The organism is Clostridium sp. CF012, from assembly GCF_018861755.1.
Taxonomy (GTDB): domain Bacteria; phylum Bacillota; class Clostridia; order Clostridiales; family Clostridiaceae; genus Clostridium_AD.
Window position 1 is genome coordinate 261,691 of the sequence record NZ_JAHLEF010000002.1, and the last position, 24,912, is coordinate 286,602.

Here is a 24,912-nt window from a genome sequence, read left to right on the forward strand (position 1 = left end):
TCCTGAACCGGTTTTTATTATGTTTGTTAAATATTATATTTTGTTTAAACCTTAAAAGAACTTTTTAAAGACACTACTCTGTTAAACACTAGTTTATCTTGCGACGTATACCTAGAATCTACATTGAAATATCCATGTCTAAAGAATTGGAATTTATCCTGTGGCTTTGACTCCTCCATGCTTGGTTCTACAAATCCTTGCAAAATTTCCATTGAATTTGGATTAATTTGATTTAAGAAAGTCTTTCCTTCTTCTTGCTCTTCATCTAAAATTAAAGGCTCATATAACCTAAATTCTGCTGACACTGCATTTGTTGTATCTACCCAATGGATTGTTCCTTTAACTTTTCTTCCTGTAAATCCACTGCCGCTCTTAGTTTCAATATCATAAGTACAATGTATTTCGCATACATTCCCCTCTGAATCTTTAACAAAATCATTACATTTTATAAAATATGCTCCCTTGAGTCTTACTTCGTTTCCAGGAAACAATCTAAAATATTTCTTTGGTGGATGCTCTACAAAATCTTCTTGTTCTATATATATTTCTTTTGAGAATGATACTTGACGAGTTCCCATAGATGCATCATCTTGATTATTCTCAATTTCTAGCATTTCAACTTGAGATTCTGGGTAGTTTGTAATAACTACTTTTAATGGTTTTAGAATTGCCATAGTCCTAGGTGTTTTTGCGCTTAAATCTTCTCTTATAAAATGCTCAAGCATTTGGCCATCTACTGTACTGTTAGATTTTGCAACTCCAATTTCTCTGCAGAAATTACGTATAGCATTTGCAGTGTAGCCACGACGTCTAAGTCCAGCTATAGTTGGCATACGTGGGTCATCCCAAGCATCTACTATGCCCTCGTCTACTAATTGCTTAAGATTTCTTTTACTCATTACAGTATTTGTTATATTTAATCTTGCAAATTCTATTTGTCTTGGTTTATGTTCCATTTCACAATTGTTTATAACCCAGTCATATAGAGGGCGATGATCTTCAAATTCTAAGGTACAAATTGAATGTGTAATTCCTTCAATCGCATCTTCAATTGGATGCGCATAATCGTACATAGGGTAAATACACCATTTATCACCTGTATTATGATGCTCTGCATGAGACATACGATAAATTATTGGATCTCTCATGTTTATATTAGGTGAGCTCATATCGATTTTAGCTCTTAGAACCTTTTCTCCGTCTGCAAATTCACCTTTTCTCATACGGTCAAATAGATCTAAGTTTTCTTCCACAGTTCTATTCTTATATGGGCTCTCTTTTCCTGGCTCTCTTAGTGTTCCTCTGTATTCTTTCATCTCACCCGCTGTTAAATCACAAACATATGCTTTGTTATTTTTTATTAGTAATACAGCACGATCATACATTTCATCAAAATAGTTTGATGCAAAAAATAGTTCATCCCACTCATATCCAAGCCATTTTATGTCCTCTTCTATGGAATTAACGTACTCTTTATCTTCCTTTGCTGGGTTCGTATCATCAAAACGTAAGTTTGTCTTACCTTTAAATTCATCTGCTAATTCAAAATTTAAAATAATTGATTTTGCATGCCCAATGTGCAAATATCCATTTGGTTCTGGTGGAAAACGAGTTATGATTTCACTATGTTTTCCGCTTTCTAAATCATCCATAACAATATTTCTTATAAAATTTGATGAAATAGTTTTGTTTTCCATATTTGTCACCTTCCTTTTAATCTGACTTATGCGTAAGTTTTACGGATAATTTTATTATTTGTAAGCGCCTTACAAGCAAATAATCATACTTGTAAGCTAGTATACTTGTAATTTCGCTGGCTTTTAAATTTTCTCTATATTCTAATAAATATATCACAAAAATAGATTTTTTCCTAGGATTTTTATGGTATTTTATATAATTCTCCTTCTAAAGTGGTTATCCTCAAGATAATTTAATGTTCCACATATTACAATTTCCGCCTTTATAAGGCGTTGTTTTAATGCACCTATGCCCTATAAACACAAGTTCTTTGCTTTTTTCTAACAAGTCTATTAGAGCAGCACCATAAGTAAGCTGATTATCATATACCGTAGATTCTGATTGTACAAATCCCATTTTTTCTAAAGCTGTAGAGGTTTTTCCACAAATATGAATCATGCCATGATTTGACTTTTCCTTAACTGTTTTCAATATACTATAAGTAGCTTTTCCACTTATCTCACTAAATATCTTTGGACCAACTATGTCCAAAGCTCCAGCTGGGTCGCCATAGGATATTATGCTTGCGCCACTCTTAAAGCCTTCCATAATATATTCCACAATACTATTTTCAATGACTTTTATAAAATCATCAATAATTTTTCTGTTTTTTCTTATGCCTTTATAAAATACTACTGGATCCATAAGTGAGGATATTATTGTCATTGGACCTACTACATTTAAAACCGTTATTTCTCCTTGGCTACTTAATTCTTCCACTGCTGCGAGTACTTTATGTATGCGTCCTTTTGTAAATTCAATTTCTTTAATATTCTTTAATCCTTCTAAGTTATCAAATGCATATTTATTAACTCTTGGACCTATTTTTTCATCTCCAAGTTTTATGTCCCCGCCTAGAGCTTCTGCTTCTACCGTTACACAAAAGGGTAATCTACATAAACCATCCCTATTATGTTTTTTTAGTTCTATAGATAGTTTTACCATATCACCCGAGTTATTATGTATCTCTGGAAATTTTAATCTTAAATCTTCAATAATTTCTTCTGGTATTTGTTCAAAATTATCTCCAACGCACTTAAAATCCAATTTATCCTGCATTTTTACCTCCTAGGTGCCACCCACTTGGGTGGCACTACATTTTTTCTAAGAAAATCCCAAGCATTTCGTAAATAGTTTCTCGTAGCCCTCCATGGTAGAAAGCTCAAAATAATTTACATCTTTAGCTATAGTTTCTATTTCATTTCTTACCTGTTGTGATAATAAACACATGGCTGCCCCAGATTTAGATGAGTTTCCCACATAAGTTATTTTGTCCCTTAAGTCTTCCGGAATTAGGCCTATACCTATTAAGCTATCCACATTTAAATGTTTACCAAATTGTCCTGCAATAATCACCTCTTGTAAATCTAACATATCTATTTGCATTAAATTAAGTAACGCATAAAAACCAGATGAAATAGCCCCTTTTGCCAATTGCACCTGACGAATATCCTTTTGTGTTATATATATTTCCACAGTTCCCATTGCAATATGTATCTTTCGTTTCCCATTTTCCTCTACTATTAAATGTTGTAGACCAGGATTGATTTCCAATACTTCCTCTTTCTTTTTTATACGGCCAGTTTTTCCAATAAGTCTTACCCGCCATATCTCTGAAATACACTCCAAAATTCCGCTACCACAAATACCTACAGGGCTTTTATTACCTATTACTTTTAAGCTTATTTTATCTTCATAAATTTTTATACCTTCAATGGCACCTTCTGCCGCTCTCATGCCACAGCTAATATTCATACCCTCCAGTGCCGGCCCCGCAGCACAGGAGCAGGAAGAAAGTTGTCCGGCCTTTGATATTACTATTTCCCCGTTAGTTCCTATATCAATAAACAATACGTTTTTATCTACTTTTGAAAGCTTTGAAACTACTATTCCTGCTGTAATATCTCCGCCTATAAAACTAGACACTGAGGGCAGACAGTATACCCTACCAAAGGGTGATATATTTATGGAAAGGCTCCCTGCTGAAATATTTTGAGCCTTTTTAAACACTGGTGTATAGGGCGCTTTTCCTATAGAATTTGTATTAACACCTAATAGTAAGTGCAGCATGGTTGCGTTTGCAGCTATTGTTATTTCATATATACTAGGAGTTTCTATACCTTTCTCTTGGCATAACTTCGAAATTAAGCTATTTAAGCAATTGATAATGCCCTTATGTAATAGCTCTAACCCCTTAGGATTATACTGAACAAAGGCAATTCGAGAAAGTACATCTAACCCATACTCTGTTTGAGGATTTATTTCACTCACTGAGGCAATTTCTTCCCCAACCACTAAGTCCACTAGTGATGCTACAACAGTTGTGGTTCCAATATCCACAGCTATTCCATAAGTTTCTTCTATAGTGTTACCTGCTTCTATGCCTATAATATCTTCACCTGAATTAACTGTAGTAAATTCACCCTGCTGAAAAACCTCTGGCAAAAGTTTAAGTAAATCAATGTTATTAAGTTGTATTTTCTGCTGAACAACCTCTTCTATTATTTCTGTATAGGATAAATCTTTTTTAAAGCTTTCTTTCATAAGTTTGTAAGTTTTTTTGTGTATCATTGGATTTATATTTAGAGAAGGCATATACCCCTGCGTTAAAATTTCATGTTTAATGTTTTTGTCTTCTAATAATCCTACGGTTAAATCACTTTGAGGTTTTACATAGCAAGCTAACCGTATTCCCTGAACTATTTCTTCTTTTGTCAAATGGATAGCTTCTTCCTCTGTTGGCTGATTTATCTCACCTTTTAAGATTCTTATTTTACATTTCCCACAGCTGCCCTGTCCACCACATGGACCCTCCATGCCTATTCCCTTTTCTTGTATTATATTTAATAGGGAAATTTTCCTTATAAATTCATATTTTTCTCCAGTATTTGCAATTGTTAAATAACTCATATTATATTACCTCATTGTTTATTTCCTATATTATATTTTCTCTATTGATTAACTGTATCTATTTCTATATTATTTATTATATTAATTCACTATATCTTCCTACTATATTCTTTTGCCGCATCTACCATACTTCGAATATTATCCATACTGGTTTTTGTACCTATTCCGCAAGCAGGAGATAAAATATCACACCCACCATTCATACAATTCTCAGCTATAGTTTTTATATCTTCCCTAGAATTATTCTCTAGCGCAAAGGTGCTTACATTTCCCATAATAACTTTATTATCAACAAACTCTACCATTTGAGTAACATTAGTTATTGCATCAAAACTTATAACATTACTATGTAGCTCCTTTAGTTCACTGTATATACCTTTCAATCTTCCACAAATATGAATGATGGTTCCACCCGCGCAATCTTCTTTTAGTGCATCAATTATTGCGTTCAAATAAGGCAAAGCAAATTCTCTAAACATTTTGGGGCCTAATATTTCACCAGTTCCGCTAGGATCAGAAATAGTTAAAATATCTGCTCCAGCTTCTAACTGCGCTTTCCCAAAGATAATAAGATTCTCACAAACAAATTTCATAAGTTTATGAGCTTCTTTCGGACTTTTCCGAAGCTCCTTATAATAAACCATAGGTTCCATTAGTGAAGAAGCTAAACTCACAGGTCCTGTTAAATTTGCCACTATAGGTACCTGTGGATTTTTTGCTTTTAGAATTTTAATTGCATCTAACACCACTTTTGCTCTACCCACATTTACATCTATATCGGTCAATTTACCCCATTCAAAAGCATTATTAATTGGATACTTAGTAACCCTAGGCTCATTAATTTTCGTACCCATATATACATACGCTCCCATGGCTTCTGCTTCTACTGTCATGCAAAATGGCACTCCAAAATTCTCAAAGCCACCATTTTCGTAAACACCCAAACTAAGGTCTGCCATCATTCCAGCATCACTATGAGCTTCTGGCCACTTAACTCCTGTAATATCCATTAACTCTTCCGTTATCATATTCATCATTCCACCAGGGCAAATGCAAGGTGGACGATCCACCTTTTCCCCTTTTAAAACCCTAAACAATCTTTCCTTTGGAGTAATCATATTTTAACGGCTTCCTTTGCTTTATTAACCAAATTCTTTGCCGTTTTAGCAGCTTTAGATGCATCCGCGGTATATACATCTGCTCCTATTTTTTCAGCAAAGCTAGATGATACCGGGCCTCCTCCTATCATAACCATAATTTTATCTCTTAAATTCTCACTCTCTAATATTTTAATAACCTCTTCCATACCGCACATAGTTGTAGTCATAAGCGTAGATAGGCATATAATATCTGCATTTATTTCCACTGCCTTTTCTACAAACTTAATAGCAGGTACATCTCTACCCAAATCTTCTACATAAAAACCTTCAGTTTCCATCATAATCTTAACCAAGTTCTTACCTATATCATGGGTATCACCTTCTACTACACCTATGACTACCTTATGTTTTTTATCCCCATCTTTACTTTTTAAATGAGGCTTTAATATATCAAGACCTGCATACATAGCATCTGAGCAAATTAATAATTCTGGAATATAATATTCTTCCTCGTCGTATAATTGTCCCGCTCTACGCATTCCATGAGCGAGTCCCATATCAATACCCTCGTAAGCATCAAAATTATTTTCAATAAATTGTTTAGTGATTTCTATAGTATTCTCCTCTTCCATGTCTACCACGGAATCAGAAATTGCTTGTAATAATTTTTCTTTTAAATCTGACATATATTACTACTGGTTTTTTAATCTAAATATATCTAAACATTTAATTTAAAAACCAGTATCCACCTCACTTTCTAATTTTAAAATTTATGAAAAACCTACTGCTTACCACAAGCCCTTTGGGTGGCAATATCTACTGTAATCAACTTGCCACTTGCCACGTGGATGGCACTAGCTCCTTCGACCATATATTCTTGCTGAATCCATAAGTGCTATTATTTTATCTGGGTGGGTTCCTATAGGTATATCGCAACCTGAGCTTAAAACAAATCCTTTTGGACTATCTGCTGCTTTACTTATACACAATTTTCCTGCATTATGTATATCTTCAATAGTTCCTCTTAATATAGTTTCAACTGGAGCTACATTTCCTATTAAGCAAACCTTATCTCCGAATTGCTCTTTAAGTTCGCCTATGTCATCAATATTGTCCAAACTTAAATTTGCAATACCAACCTCCACCATATCTGCCCATATTTTTTTAGTTGTGCCACAGATGTGTAGGGTGGTGCCACTTCCTCGTCTTTCAATAATTCTATCCATACATTTTTTCAAATATGGCTTTGCAAATTCTCTGAAGGTCCTTGCGCTAATCATAGTGCCAGAAGCAACAGGTTCAGCTATACTTGGACTTAAGCCTAAATCGCATACTGCATCAATATAGTTAATAACACTTTGGGTGGATAGCTCAAGTAGCTTATGTACCATTTCAGGGTTTCTAGTTATATCCTTTAGAAAATCCTCTGTTCCTCTTAGAAAAGCCGCAGTAGTAAAGGGGCCTCCCATAGAACTTCCTACGAATACTTCATGCCCAATTCTTCCACTCGTTACCTTAAGTGCTTCAAGAAAATATGATATTCTTCCATCCTTATAAGGATTTAAAGGTGATAATTTACCTAAATCCTTATAGTCTCTTAATATAGGACTGCTAAAATATGGGGTACCATTTTCAGGAAACTTAAATTCACTTCCCATAGCTTCAGGTATACCCTGGAGTCCTGGACCAATCCCTATGCTATCAGGTCTAATCGTTTCAAAGCTTTTCACTGCTACATCTATAATCACTTCTGTTGAAAAATTATGTTCTTTGATTGTATGTCCAAAAAGTGGTGCACAGGCTTCCCCTAAAAATGGACTACAAGGGATTCTATCAATTTGTTTTCCAGCTGAAAAAGCTTCCATTCTTTCTCTGGGCGTCATTTCATCTGGCTTTATAATTTGATTCATCTTAATTCCTCCTCAAAAAATTGTAGGGTTAAATATTTTTAGGCTTCTGAAAAAAATAGAATAACATACTCGCTTGTTACTTTTTCCAGAGGCCTTATAGGATTACATCCCTACTATAATGTTTTATTCTTAGAGTGGTTAATTGTAACCTTTTTACTCTAGTTAAATTAATACACATAAAGCTTACACTCTACTTTAATCATATGCAAATTGGTTTTTCAAATAGGTATTGCCTCATCTATAGCTATTTTTTATATGATTTGTTATGTTCGATTTCTCTGTTGACTTAACAATATATACATGATACTTTGTTAAAGGCATGAAAAGATATGAAGGTTATGCAAACTAAGGGTCAAAAGTACATTATAAATTTTTGTGGTAACGTAGACATCTTTTTGCCTCATAGAGAAAAGACAAGTCTATTTTTTTGTGCTATTTTAGGCTATGGATCACCGCAGGTGATGATTTAATTAAATATAAAGAGGAGTGATTTGTAATGTCGGAGAAAAAAAAGAGAGAGACCTTTTCATCAGGATTTGCAGTATTTTTCGCAACCTTAGGTTCAGCAGTAGGTTTAGGTAATATATGGAAAGTTCCTTATTTAACAGGAGCCAATGGTGGAGGAGCTTTTCTCTTAATATATGTTTTATGTGTTGCATTGGTTGGTATCCCAATTATGGTATGTGAATTTTACATCGGTAGAAAATCAAGAAAAAATGCAGTGGGAGCTTTTGAAGAGTTAAAGGCTGCAAAAGGTTGGAAAAGTATTGGATTTATAGGGGTAGTTTCAGCCTTTCTAATTATGTTTTTCTATAGTTGTGTTGCGGGTTGGGTTTATTCCTATGTTTTCAAAGCAATAAAGGGTGATTTCGCGGGGGTAACCTCAGCTACCTCTTCCACAAAATTCATGTCAACACTAGTTGGACCAATGCCTCCACTTGTATGGCAGTTTATAGTTCTTGCAGTAGTTTCATTAGTTTTACTTGCAGGCGTTAAAAATGGTATTGAAAGAATAACAAAAACACTTATGCCTGTATTATTTATACTAATTCTTATATGTGATGTAACTGCATTAACACTTCCTGGGGCATCAGAAGGATTAAGATTTTTATTCCATGTGGACTTTTCACAGATAAATGGAGCTGTTATATTAACTGCTCTTGGACTAGCATTTTTCAAATTGTCATTGGGAATGGGAATAATGATTACATATGGAAGTTATTTTACACAAAATAATAATATGATAGCAACTTCAGCAAGGGTTGCAATGTCAGACACACTAGTTTCAATACTTGCAGGAATTGCAATATTCCCAGCCGTATTCTCCTTTGGTATGAAACCTAGTGAAGGCGCTGGACTTTTATTTAAAACCATTCCACTTGTATTCTCAAAAATGCCTTTTGGTAATGTACTATTAGTAGCATTTTTCTTATTAACTGCTATTGCAGCTACAACAGCAATGATATCAAATGTCCAAGTTCCGGTTGCATATTTTACGGAAGAAAAAGGCATGGGCAGAAAAAGCGCAGTATTACTTACAACAGGCATAATGATGTCCATTGGAATACTAGCAACATTATCTGCTCATCCATCAAGTGTCCTTGGTAATATTCATATCTTAGGACAAAAGGGATTCTTCGATTCCTTTGATTACTTATCTTCAAATATATTACTTCCAGTAGGCGGGCTTTTAACAGCAATCTTTGTTGGATACTTTGTTAAAAAGGAAGATTTTAAATTAGAGCTATCCAATCAAGGAACTTTAAATAATGGTGCTGTAATAAATGTTTTGTACGTATTTATTAAATTTATCACACCAATTCTACTTATAATTGTTTTCTTGAATTCGATAGGGATAATTAAATTATAAATAAAAAATATTTAAGCTAAATTAGGGGCTGTTTTAATGTAGAATCTACTTTCTAAATTAAAATAGCCTCATTTAGTTATGTTCTCTGTAATTTTAGAGATATCTTATTCTTTCCTCTACAGTCTCAATGTACTCAACATCTTCTAATTTGCTTAAAGCACCTTCTACTAATACACCGTCTTTAATTCTAGCATAAAGAATTACACCTCTGTTTATGTCTTCATCCCACTCAAAATCAGTCATCACGCAATGGCTGAGAAAAAAAGAAAAAGAGACTTAACCTCAGTTACACCCTCAACAAAATTCATTGCAACCCTTCTTTGGCTAATACCATAAAATTAATTTGTAGCATATATACTTGTAATATGCTAAAATGTTACAAAATGTATTAATATAATGTAATATATTACAATATTTGTAGTATATATATATATATCCTTTTATTATATTTTTACTTCAACAAACTAATTTCTAATTATATTTTAATTAAACTAAGGAGGACTTAAATCAGTGAAAAACATACAAATTATGGCGATAGACGTTTATCATCCTGAGAAACAGGTAGATAATAGTTTTTATTTTGAACATTTTAAAAAACAAGGAAAAGATATTTCAGGCTTATTAAAAGCTCTTGGAAGAGAAAAAAGATATATTATAGACAATGACGACGAAAACACTCTTACTATGGGTATAGAAGTAGCCAAAAGAGTATTAAAGCTTGCCAAATTAGGAGGAAAAGATATTGACATGGTGTTATTTTCTTCTCAATTTCCCGAATATACCGCCCCAAGCCAATCACTTATAGTCCATAATGCAATAAAAGGAAAAGAAGATTGCATGTGTATGGATACTAATGCGAGTTGTGTTGGCATGTTGGTAACAGTTGAAAGTACTATACGGGCTATGATGAGTAATCCTTATGTAAAAAAAGCATTAATTGTAGGGTCTGATTATGTTTCAATTCACTGTAGCAAAGATGATGAAATGACTTACCCTCTAACTGGAGACGGAGCGTGCGCTATTATTTTAGAAAAAACAGAAGAAGACAGCGGGTTCGTAGATAGCTTGTGTAAAAGCAATGGTGCTACATGGGACTTAGTTAAATACCCAGGCTGTGGCATTTCAAATATATATAAAGAAAATATATCATCTGAAGATAGAAGGATGGATTTCACACCTTTTGACGGTACATTTGCGATTGATTATGCAGTATCTTCAATTCATACACTATTAGATAGAAACAAGCTTAAAATGGAAGATATAAATAGCTATTGTTTTTCTCAATATGCAAAAGTATTTCAAACCCTTGGTTCAGAAAAGTTAGGAGTAAATATAAATAAATTCATTTATATAGGTGACGTATATGGATATACGGGAACAACCAGTCCATTTATAGCATTATATGAAGGAATCAAAACTGGTAAGATAAAAAGAGGAGACCTTGTTTGTTTATGGTCAGTTGGTACTCATTGGACTATATGTACTATGCTTATAAGATATTAAAAAAAACGTGGAGATTTCCACGTTTTTTTAATTAAATAGCTTTAAAATTCAGAAGACCGACTTCTTTTGCAATTCTCGCTGATTGCATTTTCATTACAATATTTGTTCCACAATCAATTATCACTTCTTTAAAATCATCCTTCTTGTATTGTTGAACACAGCCCTTTAGCATTTCAGTCATATCAATTCCTGATTTTGCATCTTTTCCTGAAACTTTTAACTCCTTGCCGTCAAACAATAGTTTATATTCCTTTGGATTAATACTTTTGAGAATTTCAGTATATTCCTGTAAAAAGACATTAGCATCGGTAGGTCCAAAAGAACCAGAAACCTCTACAAATAATGTTTTACTTGTTTTGTCTAATTTTAATTGGAATTTCTTTTCGTTAGATATTGTCATTATAAAACACAACCTTTGTATATATTTTTTAATCACATTAAAATATTTATAATATTTTATATTAAAATTATTATCAACTTTATTATATATTAAAATTAACACTTTGTGAAGTAGTTACGAAGAAATAAATTCATTTTGTGGAACTTGTTTCCACATATTTTTTTACCATTTTTATTGTTAAAAATGATAATATCCTTATGGCTAAAGTTAAATGTAAAATTAAATGCTTATTATGTTTTGAAGTTTTTTGAATGTAACACAATTACGCTCGTATTACATTGTGTAGAGTCAACAATCCAAGACATAAAACAGATAAATCGTCTTTGATTTTGCGTGAATTTTTAGGAAAAAACAATTATAATAATTCTTTAACTTGAGAATACAATTAAAAATATGTAATAATATAACTAACCAGTAATCTAGTGAAAGGAGATGGTAACATTGATCATAACTAGGAGGTGGCTTTTGACCTAAAAAGGTTAAAAGTTTACCATTAAATCTGAGGTAGCTAACAATTAATAATTTTTAGCTACCTCAGATCAATACTAGGAGGCTACCTGCCTCCTTTTATATGAACTTTGCCACGTGGGTGTCACCAATTATTATTGACATAAAAGGATTTTTATACTAAAATGTAATTGTGTGAATAATCAATTTAAACATAAAAATAATTCAGATGAAGGAGATGTTGATATATGATGAATTTAATTGTAGCTTTTGAGGTGCTTAATCAATAACTGAATATTGTTCGAAAGGCAACATAAAATTTTGTAGTTAAGTTTTTTACTATATCTATAAAATATGAAATTGGGTTCAGTGACCCATTATTTTGTGTGCTTTCGAAATATAATTAATAACCGTCATCTGAAACGTTAAAACGAATTTAAAGTTTGGCAGAATGCACGAAGTTATCGTGTTTTTTTATTGCCTTTTTTAATATTCCCGTGGATGGTTTTTATATCCACGGGATTTTTCTATAGAAAAATAAATAAGATAACATTTCATAGTTGTTATCCCTACAAATAAATACAGGAGGTGGTTTCAATGGGAATTTCTAATACTTTATTGATTATCAGTGAAAATAAAGAGGAGGAATTTTATATTGTGTTACAAGAATGGGAAGGATGTATTGCCAGCAGCACTTTTAAAGGAACTGCAAAAGTATATTCAAGGAGAGATTATATATATTCCAAAAGAGGCTAATGTTCGGAAGGCTTGGGGTGAGAATAATGGTACTCGTAATATTCTAAGAAAACGTAATATGGAAATATATAAATTTTATAAAGCTGGAACTACAATTACTAAACTTACAGAATCTTATAATCTATCAGAGGATAGCATTAGAAAGATAATTTCCAACGGCAATTCAGAAGGTAAGTCCATCATTTCTGCAAGTGGAGAGAATTACTATAAGAAGGTCAAATTTTAATGGGAGTGAAAATCTCCTTCTGAAGTCGTTGGTATTGCAGCTTCGAAGTAGATGATTAATATGAATAATGAAAAGTCAAAATTAAATGCATAGGAGAGGATATTTATTTATAGTTTAAAACAATTAGGCTGGGACGAATTTTATAAAGAAGAATTTGATACTTTTATAGAAGATGGTTATACCGTCGCAAGAGTTTTTGCAGAGCATAAGCATATTTATAAACTTTATACAGAGAATGGGGAAATGCTTTCTGAAATATCAGGCAAACTAAGACATGAGGCAATAAGTGACGAGGAATTTCCAACAGTTGGAGACTTTGTAGTAGTAAGTCTTAGAACTTCTGAAATGAGAGCTACTATTCATAAAGTGCTTCCTAGGAAAAGTAAGTTTTCAAGGAAGGTTGCGGGGATTAATACTAAGGAGCAAATTGTTGCTTCAAATATAGATACAATTTTTCTTGTAAATTCCTTAAATAAGGATTTTAATGCGAGAAGAATAGAGCGCTATTTAATTATGGCCTGGGAGAGCAACGCTGATCCAGTTATTTTGCTTAGTAAAGCTGATTTATGTGAAGATTTAGACTCGAAGCTAAAACAAACAGAAAAAGTAGCTATGGGAGTACCAATTCATGTAATAAGTGCAATTGATGCCAGGGGCATGGTTGAACTAAATCAGTATCTACAGCCCGGTAAAACCATAGCACTGCTGGGTTCTTCAGGGGTTGGTAAATCTACCTTGCTTAATTACCTAGCGGGAGACGTGGTTCAAGAGACAAAGGAAGTTCGAGCCTATGATGATAGAGGAAGACACACCTCAACCTCTAGAGAGATGTTTATTTTAGATAGTGGGGCTATTATGATAGATACCCCCGGAATGAGAGAGTTACAGCTATGGGGTGGCACTGAAGGTATAAGTGAAGCCTTTGAAGATATAGAAGCCTTAGCCGCCCAATGTAGGTTTTCTGATTGCTTGCATAAAAAAGAGCCGGGTTGCGCCATAAAGCAAGCTATTGAAGATGGTATTATGGATGAAAAAAGATATAAAAGCTACTTAGCCCTACAAAAGGAAGCCAAAATATTCCAAAGGAAACAGAATGAAATAAATAGAATAGCGGGGAGCAAAAAGAGTAAAGAATATATAGATCATAAGTATCGCGGGCTTTAATTATTTAAAAAAAGTAGCGAAAGTATGAAATTTCTCCTACGTGCCTTGCAAACGAACTTGAAACTGGAAATTCGATTAAGAAATTCTAATTTCAACAGCTTCTTCGTATCGTATTGCAAGTCACTCTGGACAAATTTCATACTTTTAATTTTATCTAATCATATAAATCCACTCATAGAAGTAAGAAATTATCCTTCTGAGATGTCAATGACTATTATAACTTATAATTACGAAGGTGAAAGGACGTAGGAATGTTATAGATAGTAGTGCATTCGTTAACAGCATTTAAGTTTATTGAAAAATCTATCTTTTAGCCGTTATGCTGTGAATTTTTATCTGTCATTATCTTAAAGATAAATCTATATAAGTATATGAACTATTGGTATTAACATAAATTTTAGATATAATAAAAGTATATACATATTTATTATGCACTTTTATAAAATGGGGGTGGCTTAAATGAAATTTAATAAAAAAGACTTATTAATCTTAATAATACCAGTAATTATTTCAGTACTACTTATACCTATTTTACCGGATAAAATTCCTATGCAATGGAGTTTAGAAGGTACTGTGAATTGGTATTTAGATAAGAAATTCTCTTTCATCATTGGGATGTTTCCATTTATATTATACGAATTAATAAAACTACGTAGGTGAACCTATTACCCTTTCACCGATTCGGACAAAAAAATACTCCCTATTAAATAAGGAGTAAAAATCTTCTTCATGTTGCTCAGCTACATGAAAAAGATTTGCAAGAGTATAACGAGGTATTCATTCAAAGTGGTCTTCACTGTGTAATATAATTGTTTTATTTCTTCCGCTATTTTTTGCGGAATATAAATTTTTATCTGCCTTATTTATAAGTTCATCAATGGTAATTTTCTCATTCATAGTGATATAGCCACCAAAACTTGATGTTATTTTAATTTTTATATCTTTATATTCAAAAACATTTTCTTGAACTAATTTCCTAATTTTCTCTATTACTTCAAATGCATTATTGCCATCAGTATTCCTTAGAACTATTAGAAACTCTTCCCCACCGTATCTCCCAACCCAATCTGAGTCACTTCTTACAGATGATGAAAGAATCTTTGCAAAATCCTTTAAAACCCAGTCTCCTACAACATGTCCATAATTATCATTTACATCTTTAAAAAAATCTAAATCTGCCATAACTACACATAGTGGCTTGTTACTAATCATGCTATCATTTATATCTAATTGAAGTCTTTCATTTATATATCTTCTATTATACATTCCCGTAAGTTCGTCTCTAATTGCAGCATCATTCATTTCTTTTATTAAATTTTCAATATTGATTATTTTTTTTTCATTATTAATTATGCTTCCCGTTTGCGATACATCCTTTAACATTTCTACAATATATACTTTATCTTCTATAGTAACAGGAGAAGAAATAATAAGGAAAACTTTTGCTCCTATTACCTCCATTTTTATAAAAGTATCATTTTCAAGACAAGCTCTCATGGAAATACAATTCTTACAATATCCATCTGTTTTCCAAAACCCAAAACATGAATCTGCTACTATTTCGGTATTACCTCCTTCGAAATTCACGACTTTCTTATTAATTGGATCTACAACTCTTACTGTATCATATAAATTTTTAAATATTGACAATCTTTCTTTGATTATTTCAATAATCTCCATATCAAGCTCCTTTATAAATCTTCATTTTCAGTCAAAAACTTCTCATTATTTTCCGGTTTTCACCATTTATCTATGATTATTCATAATTTTCAATTATATAATAATGAGCTATATACTCTTTTATATGACACCAATCATATATATTATACATTGTTTTTAGTATATTGCATATATCTTATTTCCTATAATATTCAAAATATTCAAATAAATATTTTGAATATTTGTTGCACTTATGAACAACGTTCACTATAATATATATATATATATTTTCTTAGCTAATAATAAATATTTTATAAAGGAGTGATAAATTTGAAAAATAAGAAATTCACCATACTACCCATATTTTTTACTGTATTTTTAGATCTGCTAGGTCTTGGTATTGTAATTCCCATATTACCAGCGGTTCTATTAGATCCTCGCTCCGCAGTATTACCTTTTAGTTATGATTTCTCAACTAGAACCTTAATATATGGGTTCTTAATAGCCTCTTACCCCTTGGCTCAATTTTTCGGTGCCCCTATTTTAGGTGCCTTAGCTGACCAAAAGGGAAGAAAAAAGCTATTAACAGTTTCATTAATCGGAACCCTAGTTGGTTATGTTTTATTTGCTCTTGGAATCATATATAGTAATATTTACCTTTTGTTTATTGGCAGAATCTTAGATGGCTTTACTGGTGGTAACATCTCTATTGCACAATCTGCTATAGCTGATATCAGCACTCCAGAAACAAAATCTCGAAATTTTGGACTTATAGGTATGGCTTTTGGTTTAGGTTTTATTATTGGGCCTTACGTAGGTGGAAAGATCGCAGATCCTTCTATTGTAAGCTGGTTTACTTACGCTACACCATTTTGGCTTTCCGTTATACTAACATCAATAAATATATTGTTAGTTTTATTGTACTTCCCAGAAACCTTAGTTAAAGCAACGCAAGCGACTAAAGTTAGCTTACTTACGGGTTTTAAGAATATTAAAAAGGCTTTCTCTTATAAGGAATTAAGAACTATGTTTTTAGTTGCTTTTCTATTAACTGTAGGTTTTAATTTCTTCACTCAGTTTTTCCAAGTATTTCTAATAGGTAAATTTCAATTTAATCAGTCTAAAATAGGTGATTTATTTGCTTATATGGGACTTTGGATTGCAGTTACTCAAGGTGCAATTTTGCGCCCCTTATCTAAAAAATTTAAGCCTATGAGCATCTTAAGTGTTTCCATAATATTATTAGCTTTAACCTTCCCACTATTGTTAATACCTACTAAAGCTATTTGGATTTACGTATTGATACCTTTTATAGCTATATTTCAAGGACTTACTCAACCAAATAGCACAGCCATTATCTCTAATTTAGCAGACAAGGATAAGCAAGGAGAAATTTTAGGTATAAACCAATCTATTTTGTCTCTTGCTCAAGCTATACCTCCAATTATTGCGGGTTTTATAACTTCTATAAGTATAAACCTCCCTACAATATTTGCAGCTGGCAGTACTTTACTTGCATGGATTGTCTTTAAATTATTCTTTATTAAAGAACAAAAACTTAAAAATTCAAAAGTTGCAGATGTGGCTATAGACCGTGTCGCTGAAGAATAGAATTTTCTACAATAAACAAAAAAAGGAATGGTTTGTATTACAACCCATTCCTTTTTGTTTATTGATTTAGAAATCATAGTGACCTACCCGGGTGATACTTACAACTTGCCACTTGCCACGTGGGTGGCACTAAATTTTCGTAAAGAAAATGGCTTCATAGTATGCATCTGGCAAAGAATTTTCATCTAAATTAAGCTCTTTTGAAATTTTTGATACCTCATCCCATTGTCCATTTTCATAGGCTACAATTAAATTGAGTAATTTACTATAGCTATTATCATTAATTCCATTTAAAGCATCCTTTACTTCAACGGGTATTAATAATTCCTGCAGTACTTCCTCTAAGGGCCTATCTAAGAGCAAATCTATCATAGACAACATTCCTACCAAATAAGCATTAAAAGGGTTAAATTTTTTCCCCATTTTACTCGCAATTAATTCTGCAAACCTTGCTCTTGTTAAAGAATTAATTATTAGGATTTCAGGCTTATCTTCTCCCATAATCCTAAAGACCATTAAATATAGCCAATCTTTTATTTCTTTTTCTCCAAGAAGTGCCAGTGCTTGTTTCATTGACTTTATTTCACTTACAAAACCATAATTTGCTGAATTTATGAGTTTTAATAGTTTAAAGGATAAGGATACATCTTTTTTTATTAAATTCTCTATGCTATCTATTGCGAATTTATTACTACTGATTTCATGCAATAGTTTCATATAAACAGCCTTGTTTTCTGATATCCTTTTGCCTGAAAGTATTGTAGGTTTACTAAAATAGTAACCCTGAAAGTATGTATATCCCAGGGATAATGCTTCATTAAACTCTTCCATAGTTTCAACTTTTTCTGCAAGGAACTTTATATGTTTAGAGTTCACCTGTTCCATTATTTTTCTTCTTTGGGATCCTTTAGTTACCTGAAAATCCACCTTAATAATATCTGCTATTTCTATTAGTTCTCTATATTTATTAGAATAGACAAAATCATCTAAGGCTATAGTATAGCCTGATGCTTTCAATTTTTTACATAGATCTAATACTTCCTCTGTAGGCTCTATATTCTCCAGTATCTCAACTATAACTGATTGAGGAGGCAAAACCTCAAAAATGTCAGATTTTAATATATTTTCGGTGAAGTTAATAAAAGCCTTTTTACCACCAGTTACTTTATCAATCCCTATATTTACAAAGCTATTTCTTATAACTGCAATGGTCGCTTTATCTCCATCATCGCTTTGGTATATGTTTTTTTCACTATCTCTAAATAATAATTCATATCCAACTAATTTATCATTTCTATCAAGAATGGGTTGTCTGGCTAGAAAAACGTCCATGCTTTTATCCTCCTATGTTAATTTATACTTTAGTTAATTTTCATCTTCATGCCTTAATTTAATAATTTGCCACAGGATTCGTACTTGCCACGCGAGTGGCACTTATATTTATCTTTCATGGCTCCTAATTCTCAATTCCCTTCATATATTTAACAATTAATTCGTCTAAATTCCTACTTGTAATAAGCCTTTGTTCTTGCACTTCGGTATTCTGGTCTGTACAGCAGATTTCATTTAAAATATCTCTTAGATCATTTATTCGTTTGTTGAGATCTTCCATTGTAATATTATTAAGGGTTAAATTACTCATATGCACCTCGCCTCGCAAATATGCATAATTGCTACTATTTCAATTATACATCTATTAATTTTATTTGTTACTATTTCTATTATACATTTATTTACACCTTTTAACAATATATTTCAACAAATGGTTATTTTTTTTAATTTTTATAAATATAAGTAAAAAAACCATTCAAAAATCATATTAGTACTAATATATATTATATTAATATTCAGATAAAATGATGGTTCCACAAAATTAAAAACCCATTTCTTAATTAAATTAAGAAATGGGTTTTTTATTTAGTCTTTATTATATTTCCATTATTATTGGTATAATTATAGGTCTTCTCTTAGTTTTTATATATAAAAACTGACCTAATGCATTTCTTATGCAAGATTTTATTACTGCCCATTCTTTAATCTTATTATCTAAACATTGCTCTAACTCTTTTCTAACAATGTCCCTAGCTTCATTAATAAGTTCATTAGATTCTTTCATGTATACAAATCCTCTAGTTATTATATCCGGTCCTGCTAGGATACTATAAGTTTCTCTTTCTATAGTAACTACAACAGTAAGAATACCCTCTTCAGCTAAGTGTTTTCTGTCTCTAAGTACAATATTCCCAACGTCTCCTACGCCAAGTCCATCTACCATTATAGCTCCAGTTTGTACTCTTCCAGCGAATTTACATTCATTTTGTGATACTTCTAATATTTGTCCTGTTTCTCCAATGAAAATATTATCAGGATTCATTCCTATTCTTTCTGCCAGTTGCGCGTGTTGTTTTAAGTGTCTAAATTCACCATGTACTGGCATAAAGAATTTAGGGCGAACTAATGTGTGAATTAATTTTAATTCTTCTTGACAAGCATGCCCAGAAACATGGATTTCTTCTGTAGTGTTATATATTACATTAGCACCTTTTTTGAATAATTCATTTATAACATTGTATATGAATTTTTCATTTCCAGGAATAGGTGATGCAGATATAATGATTAAATCACCCTTTTGTATTTCAATACTCCTATGCGTTGATGATGCCATTCTTGTTAATGCAGCAAGGGGTTCACCTTGACTACCAGTAGTTACTATTGTTACCTTTTCATTAGGATAATTATGAATCTCTGCCACAGTAATTATAGCTTCTGGTGGTATATGCAAATATCCAAGTTCAATAGCTACTTGTGAGATTCTCTCCATACTTCTTCCACTAAAGGCTATTTTTCTTCCAACTAAAATTGAAGCATTGGCAATTTGTTGTATTCTATGGATATTTGATGCAAATGAAGCTACTATTATTCTGCCATCTGCCTTTTGGAATAGTTTATTTAAATTTTCTCCAATTACTTTCTCAGATATAGTAAATCCAGGACGTTCAACATTAGTACTATCAGCCATTAATAATAGTACTCCTTGACCACCTAATTTTGCAAAACGCTCTAAATCTATAACTTCTCCATCAATAGGAGTATAATCTATTTTGAAATCTCCTGTGTGTATAATTCTACCAATAGGCGTATGAATAGCAATAGAGCAAGCGTCTGCTATACTATGACTAACTCTTATAAATTCTACACTAAGCTTTTCTAGCTTTACAATATCACCAGGTTTTACTACATTTAGCGTGCAGTCTGCTATTATCCCGTGTTCCTGCAATTTATTTTCTACAAGTCCTAAGGTTAAACGTGTTCCATATACCGGAACATTGATTTGTTTCAAAATATAAGGTAAAGCGCCTATGTGATCCTCATGACCGTGGGTTAGAAAAATTCCTTTTACCTTGTCTCTATTCTCTAGAAGATATGTTACATCTGGAATAACTAAATCCACTCCATACATATCTGCATCTGGAAAAGAAATTCCACAATCTATAACAACAATTTCATCTTTGTATTCTATTGCAGTAATATTCTTTCCAATTTCTCCAAGTCCACCTAGTGGAATAATTCTGATTTTATTTTTAACTTTGCTTTTATAATTATTATTATTCAATATTTTCCCGATTTCTAAATATTAAGCAATCTATTCATCCAATATTTTCGTTCTGTCGACTAAACAGCATGGTGTATCACAGGATTCAACTACTTAGGTTCGCTATGTTATTTATAGCAGGTCTGTTATACAAACTGTTCTGCTATACAAACAGTTCTGTTATACAAATAGTTCTGTTATACAAACAGTACCGTTATAAAAACACACTATTCCAAGTATTTTATTCCTATTAACTAACCATAAATCAGGATTTTCACCTACCCTTTTTTTATATTTTTGTTAATACAGTTATGTCTTTTCCTTTCTTAAATTATTTTTAAAGAAACCTATATTTCAAAGTGTTGCTTTTTAAGTAAACATCACTCTCTTTATTTAACTATATATTTTGTAATACTTTAATTATCTAATTAAATGCGATTAACTTTAATAAATTTATAAAAACTCCAATTGTATTAATTAAATATAATTATACCATATTACATTTGATTATATTCGATTATATTCGATTATAATATAATAAAGGTTGAGAAATAATTTCTCAACCTGAAAATTACACTTTTTACAGTGTGAATTATTCTTAAAAGGTGCTCTCACCAATTTCTTTTAACATCTTTAAACCCATGGATTTCCTATGTTTCAAAGACCTCTTATTTGTCTTTTCTATAACGAAAAATGCAATTTGAAGAAAATATGGCACTTTATAATAGTGTGCACTATTTTTCCTACAAATTGCCTTTTAAGTTATTTATCTATAATGAATTGCTTTTTAAATAGTCCGCCTTGTTTCGTATAGTGCAAAATATATTCTTTTTCATAAACATTATGTATTTCTAGATTTGTAATCCCTTTTGTTTTTAAAACTAATTTTACTTTATTAAATTCATCTATTTCTGATTTGTTAATTAGCATTGTGGAGAAAAGTGTTTTTGAATAGGTAGCCCAAGTCTCTAAAAGGTCGTCAATTGGTGTGTTTACATCTATATTCATTTATCTTCCTCCTTATATAATATGGATAATATTATTATATCTATTGCATGTTTTTTCTTGTGTACTTCTATTATATATAATTCATGATATATAATCAACTTACTTTATAATTTATATTGATTTATGGCATTATATTTGCTATAATATCTCTTCCCTGTAAACGTTTTAACGATATTATAGCTATTTATAATTATTAACCACTTTATAAATTTTAATACATAAAGGAACAAACAAGTCAGTATGTCAGGTTTTTTTTCTTATTGCTTAATCATCTGGCAACAATTTTTCGCCTGCTATTTTAATACCAATGGCTCCTAATGGTGCTGTAATAAATATAGATAATACCGCAATTGCTAATATAAGTTCCCCCGATTTTACTCCAGAAGCTAGAGGTACCGCGCCCATAGCTGCCTGAACAGTAGCTTTAGGAATATATGAAATCACACAAAACAGCCTCTCTTTTGCATTTAAATTAGTTCCCAGAAGTGATATTAATACCCCTATGCTTCTAGCTACTAACCCAAGGATAATGATAATTATCCCTAATACACCAGAACTTACGGCAACGTATATGTTAACCTGTGCTCCCACTAATACGAAAAGAAAAATTTCTGCAATTACCCATACCTTATTAAGTTTTAAGGATAGCCTATTCGCTGCTGTAGAGTGTTTTTCTAACAATACAAACCCAATAGTCATTACCCCTAGAAGACTTGCAATGGGTACTATATTCACAAATACATCTTCAACTCCTGTGAGCATTATTGCTGATGCTATTAATATAAAAGTTTTCTTAGTATCCCGTATGTGATATTTTTTAAATATTAACGTTAATACAATTCCTACAATAACACCTATTGTTATTCCAAGTAATATAGATATAGGAATCTCCAATATTTTCATTGGAATATTTACATTTTTACCAGTGTACAAGCCTAAGAAGGCTGAAAATATAGTTATTGCAAAAACATCATCAATTGATGCCCCTGCTAGTATTATGGTTGGTATGCCTTTTTTTTCTCCTTTTCCTCTGGATATAAAATTAAGCATAGGTGGTACAACTACCGCCGGTGAAACTGCCGCTATTATAAATCCAAGCATCCCAGCCTCAATTTTTGATATTCCAAGTGCATAACTTGCTATAAACATTATGCTTAGCCCTTCAAAAATACCAGGTATGCAACTCATTTTTAATGCAGGAACACCTACTTTATTCAAAGTTTCCTTTTTAATTCCAAGACCCGCTCTTAATAAAATAATAATCAGTGCAATTTTTCTTAAATCCGGAGAAATTCTAAGTATGTCCTTGCTTATTATATTTGCTCCATAGGGTCCTAGTAACAAACCAAGGATTAACATTCCAAGCAGCCCAGGAAGCTTTAATTTAACAAATAACTTATTGAATATTAGTCCTAAAATAATTATAATTGCTAAACTCATTGCCATTTTGTAATCACTACCTTTCCTTCGAAATTTTTCCATAATAAAAGACTCCTACTTAAAGCCAAGCTCTAAGTAGGAGTCATTAATTGCAAAATCGCAATAGTTAAGGTGAACTCCATCACCTATTTTATAAATATATTATACTATATTTATAATCAAAATCAATAATTATTTTAGAATATATATTCTAAAATGTCCAATTTAAATTAACTTGTCCATATCTAAAATTACTTGACTCTTCTAGCAGTAAGGTAATCACTTCTTGTAAGTGCTGATATTTTAACCACATCTCCAGTACTTGGCGAGTGAATATATGAGTTATTACCTACATACATTCCCACATGATGTGGACTTCCAGATCCAAAGAAAATCAAATCTCCTGGCTCTAAATTATCTCTAGCTACATAGGAACCTTCATTTACCTGTGTTGTGGTAGATCTACTCATGGAAACTCCAAAATGACCATATACATATTTCACAAAACCAGAACAATCAAAACTACTAGGACCATTAGCCCCCCAAGCGTATGGTGTTCCTAAAAAATTACTTGCATAAGCCACTACGGAACTCGAGCTAAGTGATGAGGATCCTCTAGATGGGGTATATTTAGGTGCCTTTGCTTTTATTTGATTTATTTGCACCATAGCAACATTTACGATAGCTTGTCCATCACTAACTTGACCAGCATATAATTCTCGTTGCACCTTAGCTTCTGCAATTAGTATTTCTTGTTCTTTCTTCTTACCTTCAAGCTTCACTATTTTGTTTTTATTATCAGTTGTCAAAAGCACTAGCTTAGTTTTTTCAGCTTCAAGCGTTTGCCTTTGATTTTCAATTCCATTTTTTTTATCTGTTAATTCTCCAATAATTTTATTATCATATTCAACAATCTTTTTGATGTTTTCAACTCTTGAAATAAGATCCTCTATTCCCTCAGAATCTAATAAAACTTCTAAATAACTATCCACACCATTCATATACATGCTTCGCATTCTCTTATTAAATAGGTCTTCTTCTTCTTTAATATTAACTTCTGCAAATTCTATATCTTTTGTTGTTTTTTCTATCTTTTTCTGAGTTTGACCCATTTGAACTTTTGATTTATCCATTTCTGCATAAATTTTTTCTATATTTGAATCCAATTTTTCAATGGAAATTTGTATATCCTCTACCTTGTTTTGTGCTTGCTCATAGGTGTCCTTTTTATTTCTAAAACTATCTGATAATGGTTCTGCAAATATGGTTATACTCATTGTAGTAACTAATCCAATTGTCACTATCAACGATATTATACTTTTACGCAACCAAATCCCCCCCTATTTAATATATGTAAATATCTATAAAATGTAAACGTTCTTAAATCAACATTTTTATTGTACCACTATTTTACACTAAGGTTCAATAAAAAACATAATTTATTTTAAAACACTATTTATGTTCATATTGTACATAAATAAAGTAATTCTTTTATATTATGAATTATATTCTCACTTTTCTCTGCTTTTACCATAAAAAAGCCCCCAATAATTAGAGAACTATGTCTAATTATTTGGAGCAATTTATATCCTATAGTGTA

At 31.7% G+C, this 24,912-nt stretch carries 21 protein-coding genes and 1 riboswitch; of the genes, 6 read left to right on the forward strand and 15 right to left on the reverse strand.

The genetic code is table 11. From position 1 onward, the window contains the following. Positions 1-44: 44 nt before the first annotated feature. The 6 genes from KPL50_RS03740 to KPL50_RS03765 form a co-directional block, all read right to left on the reverse strand. Positions 45-1,697: a glutamine--tRNA ligase/YqeY domain fusion protein gene (locus KPL50_RS03740; protein ID WP_216297099.1), complete on the reverse strand. Its 1,653-nt coding sequence runs from the start codon at positions 1,695-1,697 to the stop codon at positions 45-47. A gap of 223 nt (positions 1,698-1,920) precedes the next feature. Next, complete coding sequence (locus KPL50_RS03745) at positions 1,921-2,796, reverse strand: uroporphyrinogen decarboxylase family protein (RefSeq protein WP_216297100.1); 876 nt, start codon at positions 2,794-2,796, stop codon at positions 1,921-1,923. Between the two features lie 45 nt (positions 2,797-2,841). Further along, on the reverse strand, positions 2,842-4,647 hold the full coding sequence (locus KPL50_RS03750; protein WP_216297101.1) for an ASKHA domain-containing protein: 1,806 nt from the start codon (positions 4,645-4,647) through the stop codon (positions 2,842-2,844). Positions 4,648-4,736: 89 nt separating this feature from the next. Then, positions 4,737-5,765, reverse strand: coding sequence for a methylcobamide:CoM methyltransferase MtbA (locus KPL50_RS03755; protein ID WP_216297102.1), 1,029 nt, complete (start codon positions 5,763-5,765; stop codon positions 4,737-4,739). Then, positions 5,762-6,433: a corrinoid protein gene (locus KPL50_RS03760; RefSeq protein WP_216297103.1), complete on the reverse strand. Its 672-nt coding sequence runs from the start codon at positions 6,431-6,433 to the stop codon at positions 5,762-5,764. The genes KPL50_RS03755 and KPL50_RS03760 overlap by 4 nt, the downstream gene beginning before the upstream one ends. Positions 6,434-6,601: 168 nt before the next feature. After that, complete coding sequence (locus tag KPL50_RS03765; RefSeq protein WP_253200431.1) at positions 6,602-7,657, reverse strand: uroporphyrinogen decarboxylase family protein; 1,056 nt, start codon at positions 7,655-7,657, stop codon at positions 6,602-6,604. 496 nt (positions 7,658-8,153) lie between these two features. On the opposite strand from KPL50_RS03765, the gene KPL50_RS03770 reads away from it, so the two are divergent. Then, positions 8,154-9,527: a sodium-dependent transporter gene (locus KPL50_RS03770; RefSeq protein ID WP_216297104.1), complete on the forward strand. Its 1,374-nt coding sequence runs from the start codon at positions 8,154-8,156 to the stop codon at positions 9,525-9,527. 93 nt (positions 9,528-9,620) lie between these two features. Here the strand turns inward: KPL50_RS03770 and KPL50_RS03775 are convergent, their stop codons facing one another. Beyond that, the gene (locus tag KPL50_RS03775) at positions 9,621-9,770 is read right to left on the reverse strand and encodes a hypothetical protein (RefSeq protein ID WP_216297105.1); all 150 of its coding nucleotides are present in this window, start codon (positions 9,768-9,770) and stop codon (positions 9,621-9,623) included. Between the two features lie 267 nt (positions 9,771-10,037). Here KPL50_RS03775 and KPL50_RS26865 point away from each other — a divergent pair, with 267 nt between their 5' ends. Further along, entirely contained in the window at positions 10,038-11,030 is a 993-nt protein-coding gene (locus tag KPL50_RS26865) for a 3-oxoacyl-[acyl-carrier-protein] synthase III C-terminal domain-containing protein (RefSeq protein ID WP_216297106.1), read from the forward strand. Between the two features lie 31 nt (positions 11,031-11,061). Here the strand turns inward: KPL50_RS26865 and KPL50_RS03785 are convergent, their stop codons facing one another. Further along, the gene (locus KPL50_RS03785; RefSeq protein WP_216297107.1) at positions 11,062-11,430 is read right to left on the reverse strand and encodes a hypothetical protein; all 369 of its coding nucleotides are present in this window, start codon (positions 11,428-11,430) and stop codon (positions 11,062-11,064) included. A gap of 1,102 nt (positions 11,431-12,532) precedes the next feature. Between KPL50_RS03785 and KPL50_RS03790 the strand changes: the two genes are divergently transcribed. From KPL50_RS03790 to KPL50_RS03800, 3 genes are all read left to right on the forward strand, one after another. Further along, on the forward strand, positions 12,533-12,859 hold the full coding sequence (locus KPL50_RS03790; protein WP_216297108.1) for a CD3324 family protein: 327 nt from the start codon (positions 12,533-12,535) through the stop codon (positions 12,857-12,859). A gap of 243 nt (positions 12,860-13,102) precedes the next feature. Further along, complete coding sequence (gene rsgA, locus KPL50_RS03795; RefSeq protein WP_216297109.1) at positions 13,103-14,023, forward strand: ribosome small subunit-dependent GTPase A; 921 nt, start codon at positions 13,103-13,105, stop codon at positions 14,021-14,023. A 459-nt stretch (positions 14,024-14,482) separates the two neighbouring features. After that, on the forward strand, positions 14,483-14,683 hold the full coding sequence (locus KPL50_RS03800) for a DUF1648 domain-containing protein (RefSeq protein WP_216297110.1): 201 nt from the start codon (positions 14,483-14,485) through the stop codon (positions 14,681-14,683). Positions 14,684-14,800: 117 nt separating this feature from the next. Here the strand turns inward: KPL50_RS03800 and KPL50_RS03805 are convergent, their stop codons facing one another. After that, positions 14,801-15,703 (reverse strand): GGDEF domain-containing protein, encoded by a 903-nt coding sequence (locus tag KPL50_RS03805; protein ID WP_216297111.1) that lies wholly within the window; start codon positions 15,701-15,703, stop codon positions 14,801-14,803. Positions 15,704-16,012: 309 nt separating this feature from the next. Between KPL50_RS03805 and KPL50_RS03810 the strand changes: the two genes are divergently transcribed. Further along, positions 16,013-17,293, forward strand: a complete 1,281-nt coding sequence (locus KPL50_RS03810) for an MFS transporter (protein ID WP_216297112.1) — start codon at positions 16,013-16,015, stop codon at positions 17,291-17,293. 129 nt (positions 17,294-17,422) lie between these two features. Here KPL50_RS03810 and KPL50_RS03815 read toward each other — a convergent pair whose 3' ends face one another. The 6 genes from KPL50_RS03815 to KPL50_RS03840 all read right to left on the reverse strand — a co-directional run bounded on the left by KPL50_RS03815 (position 17,423) and on the right by KPL50_RS03840 (position 24,640). After that, positions 17,423-18,625, reverse strand: coding sequence for an EAL and HDOD domain-containing protein (locus KPL50_RS03815; protein WP_216297113.1), 1,203 nt, complete (start codon positions 18,623-18,625; stop codon positions 17,423-17,425). A 124-nt stretch (positions 18,626-18,749) separates the two neighbouring features. Beyond that, a complete protein-coding gene (locus KPL50_RS03820; protein WP_216297114.1) occupies positions 18,750-18,935 on the reverse strand; it encodes a Spo0E family sporulation regulatory protein-aspartic acid phosphatase in 186 nt (61 codons plus the stop codon). A gap of 285 nt (positions 18,936-19,220) precedes the next feature. Continuing rightward, complete coding sequence (locus KPL50_RS03825; protein ID WP_216297115.1) at positions 19,221-20,906, reverse strand: ribonuclease J; 1,686 nt, start codon at positions 20,904-20,906, stop codon at positions 19,221-19,223. A 741-nt stretch (positions 20,907-21,647) separates the two neighbouring features. Then, on the reverse strand, positions 21,648-21,893 hold the full coding sequence (locus KPL50_RS03830) for a hypothetical protein (RefSeq protein ID WP_216297116.1): 246 nt from the start codon (positions 21,891-21,893) through the stop codon (positions 21,648-21,650). Between the two features lie 264 nt (positions 21,894-22,157). Next, positions 22,158-23,339 (reverse strand): cation:proton antiporter, encoded by a 1,182-nt coding sequence (locus tag KPL50_RS03835; RefSeq protein WP_216297211.1) that lies wholly within the window; start codon positions 23,337-23,339, stop codon positions 22,158-22,160. A gap of 63 nt (positions 23,340-23,402) precedes the next feature. Then, positions 23,403-23,468: riboswitch (Fluoride riboswitch) on the reverse strand. A 95-nt stretch (positions 23,469-23,563) separates the two neighbouring features. After that, the gene (locus tag KPL50_RS03840; RefSeq protein WP_216297117.1) at positions 23,564-24,640 is read right to left on the reverse strand and encodes an NlpC/P60 family protein; all 1,077 of its coding nucleotides are present in this window, start codon (positions 24,638-24,640) and stop codon (positions 23,564-23,566) included. Between the last annotated feature and the right edge of the window lie 272 nt (positions 24,641-24,912).

What these genes read in the sequence shown, in the direction of transcription:
- rsgA (WP_216297109.1), top strand. Translation starts at nt 13,103, where the DNA reads ATGCTTTCTGAAATATCAGGCAAACTAAGACATGAGGCAATAAGTGAC.
- KPL50_RS03770 (WP_216297104.1), top strand. Translation starts at nt 8,154, where the DNA reads ATGTCGGAGAAAAAAAAGAGAGAGACCTTTTCATCAGGATTTGCAGTA.
- KPL50_RS03785 (WP_216297107.1), bottom strand. Translation starts at nt 11,430, where the DNA reads ATGACAATATCTAACGAAAAGAAATTCCAATTAAAATTAGACAAAACA.
- KPL50_RS03760 (WP_216297103.1), bottom strand. Translation starts at nt 6,433, where the DNA reads ATGTCAGATTTAAAAGAAAAATTATTACAAGCAATTTCTGATTCCGTG.
- KPL50_RS03830 (WP_216297116.1), bottom strand. Translation starts at nt 21,893, where the DNA reads ATGAATATAGATGTAAACACACCAATTGACGACCTTTTAGAGACTTGG.
- KPL50_RS03835 (WP_216297211.1), bottom strand. Translation starts at nt 23,339, where the DNA reads ATGGCAATGAGTTTAGCAATTATAATTATTTTAGGACTAATATTCAAT.
- KPL50_RS03815 (WP_216297113.1), bottom strand. Translation starts at nt 18,625, where the DNA reads ATGGACGTTTTTCTAGCCAGACAACCCATTCTTGATAGAAATGATAAA.
- KPL50_RS03740 (WP_216297099.1), bottom strand. Translation starts at nt 1,697, where the DNA reads ATGGAAAACAAAACTATTTCATCAAATTTTATAAGAAATATTGTTATG.
- KPL50_RS03820 (WP_216297114.1), bottom strand. Translation starts at nt 18,935, where the DNA reads ATGAGTAATTTAACCCTTAATAATATTACAATGGAAGATCTCAACAAA.
- KPL50_RS03775 (WP_216297105.1), bottom strand. Translation starts at nt 9,770, where the DNA reads ATGACTGATTTTGAGTGGGATGAAGACATAAACAGAGGTGTAATTCTT.
- KPL50_RS03745 (WP_216297100.1), bottom strand. Translation starts at nt 2,796, where the DNA reads ATGCAGGATAAATTGGATTTTAAGTGCGTTGGAGATAATTTTGAACAA.
- KPL50_RS03750 (WP_216297101.1), bottom strand. Translation starts at nt 4,647, where the DNA reads ATGAGTTATTTAACAATTGCAAATACTGGAGAAAAATATGAATTTATA.
- KPL50_RS03800 (WP_216297110.1), top strand. Translation starts at nt 14,483, where the DNA reads ATGAAATTTAATAAAAAAGACTTATTAATCTTAATAATACCAGTAATT.
- KPL50_RS03765 (WP_253200431.1), bottom strand. Translation starts at nt 7,657, where the DNA reads ATGAATCAAATTATAAAGCCAGATGAAATGACGCCCAGAGAAAGAATG.
- KPL50_RS03755 (WP_216297102.1), bottom strand. Translation starts at nt 5,765, where the DNA reads ATGATTACTCCAAAGGAAAGATTGTTTAGGGTTTTAAAAGGGGAAAAG.
- KPL50_RS03805 (WP_216297111.1), bottom strand. Translation starts at nt 15,703, where the DNA reads ATGGAGATTATTGAAATAATCAAAGAAAGATTGTCAATATTTAAAAAT.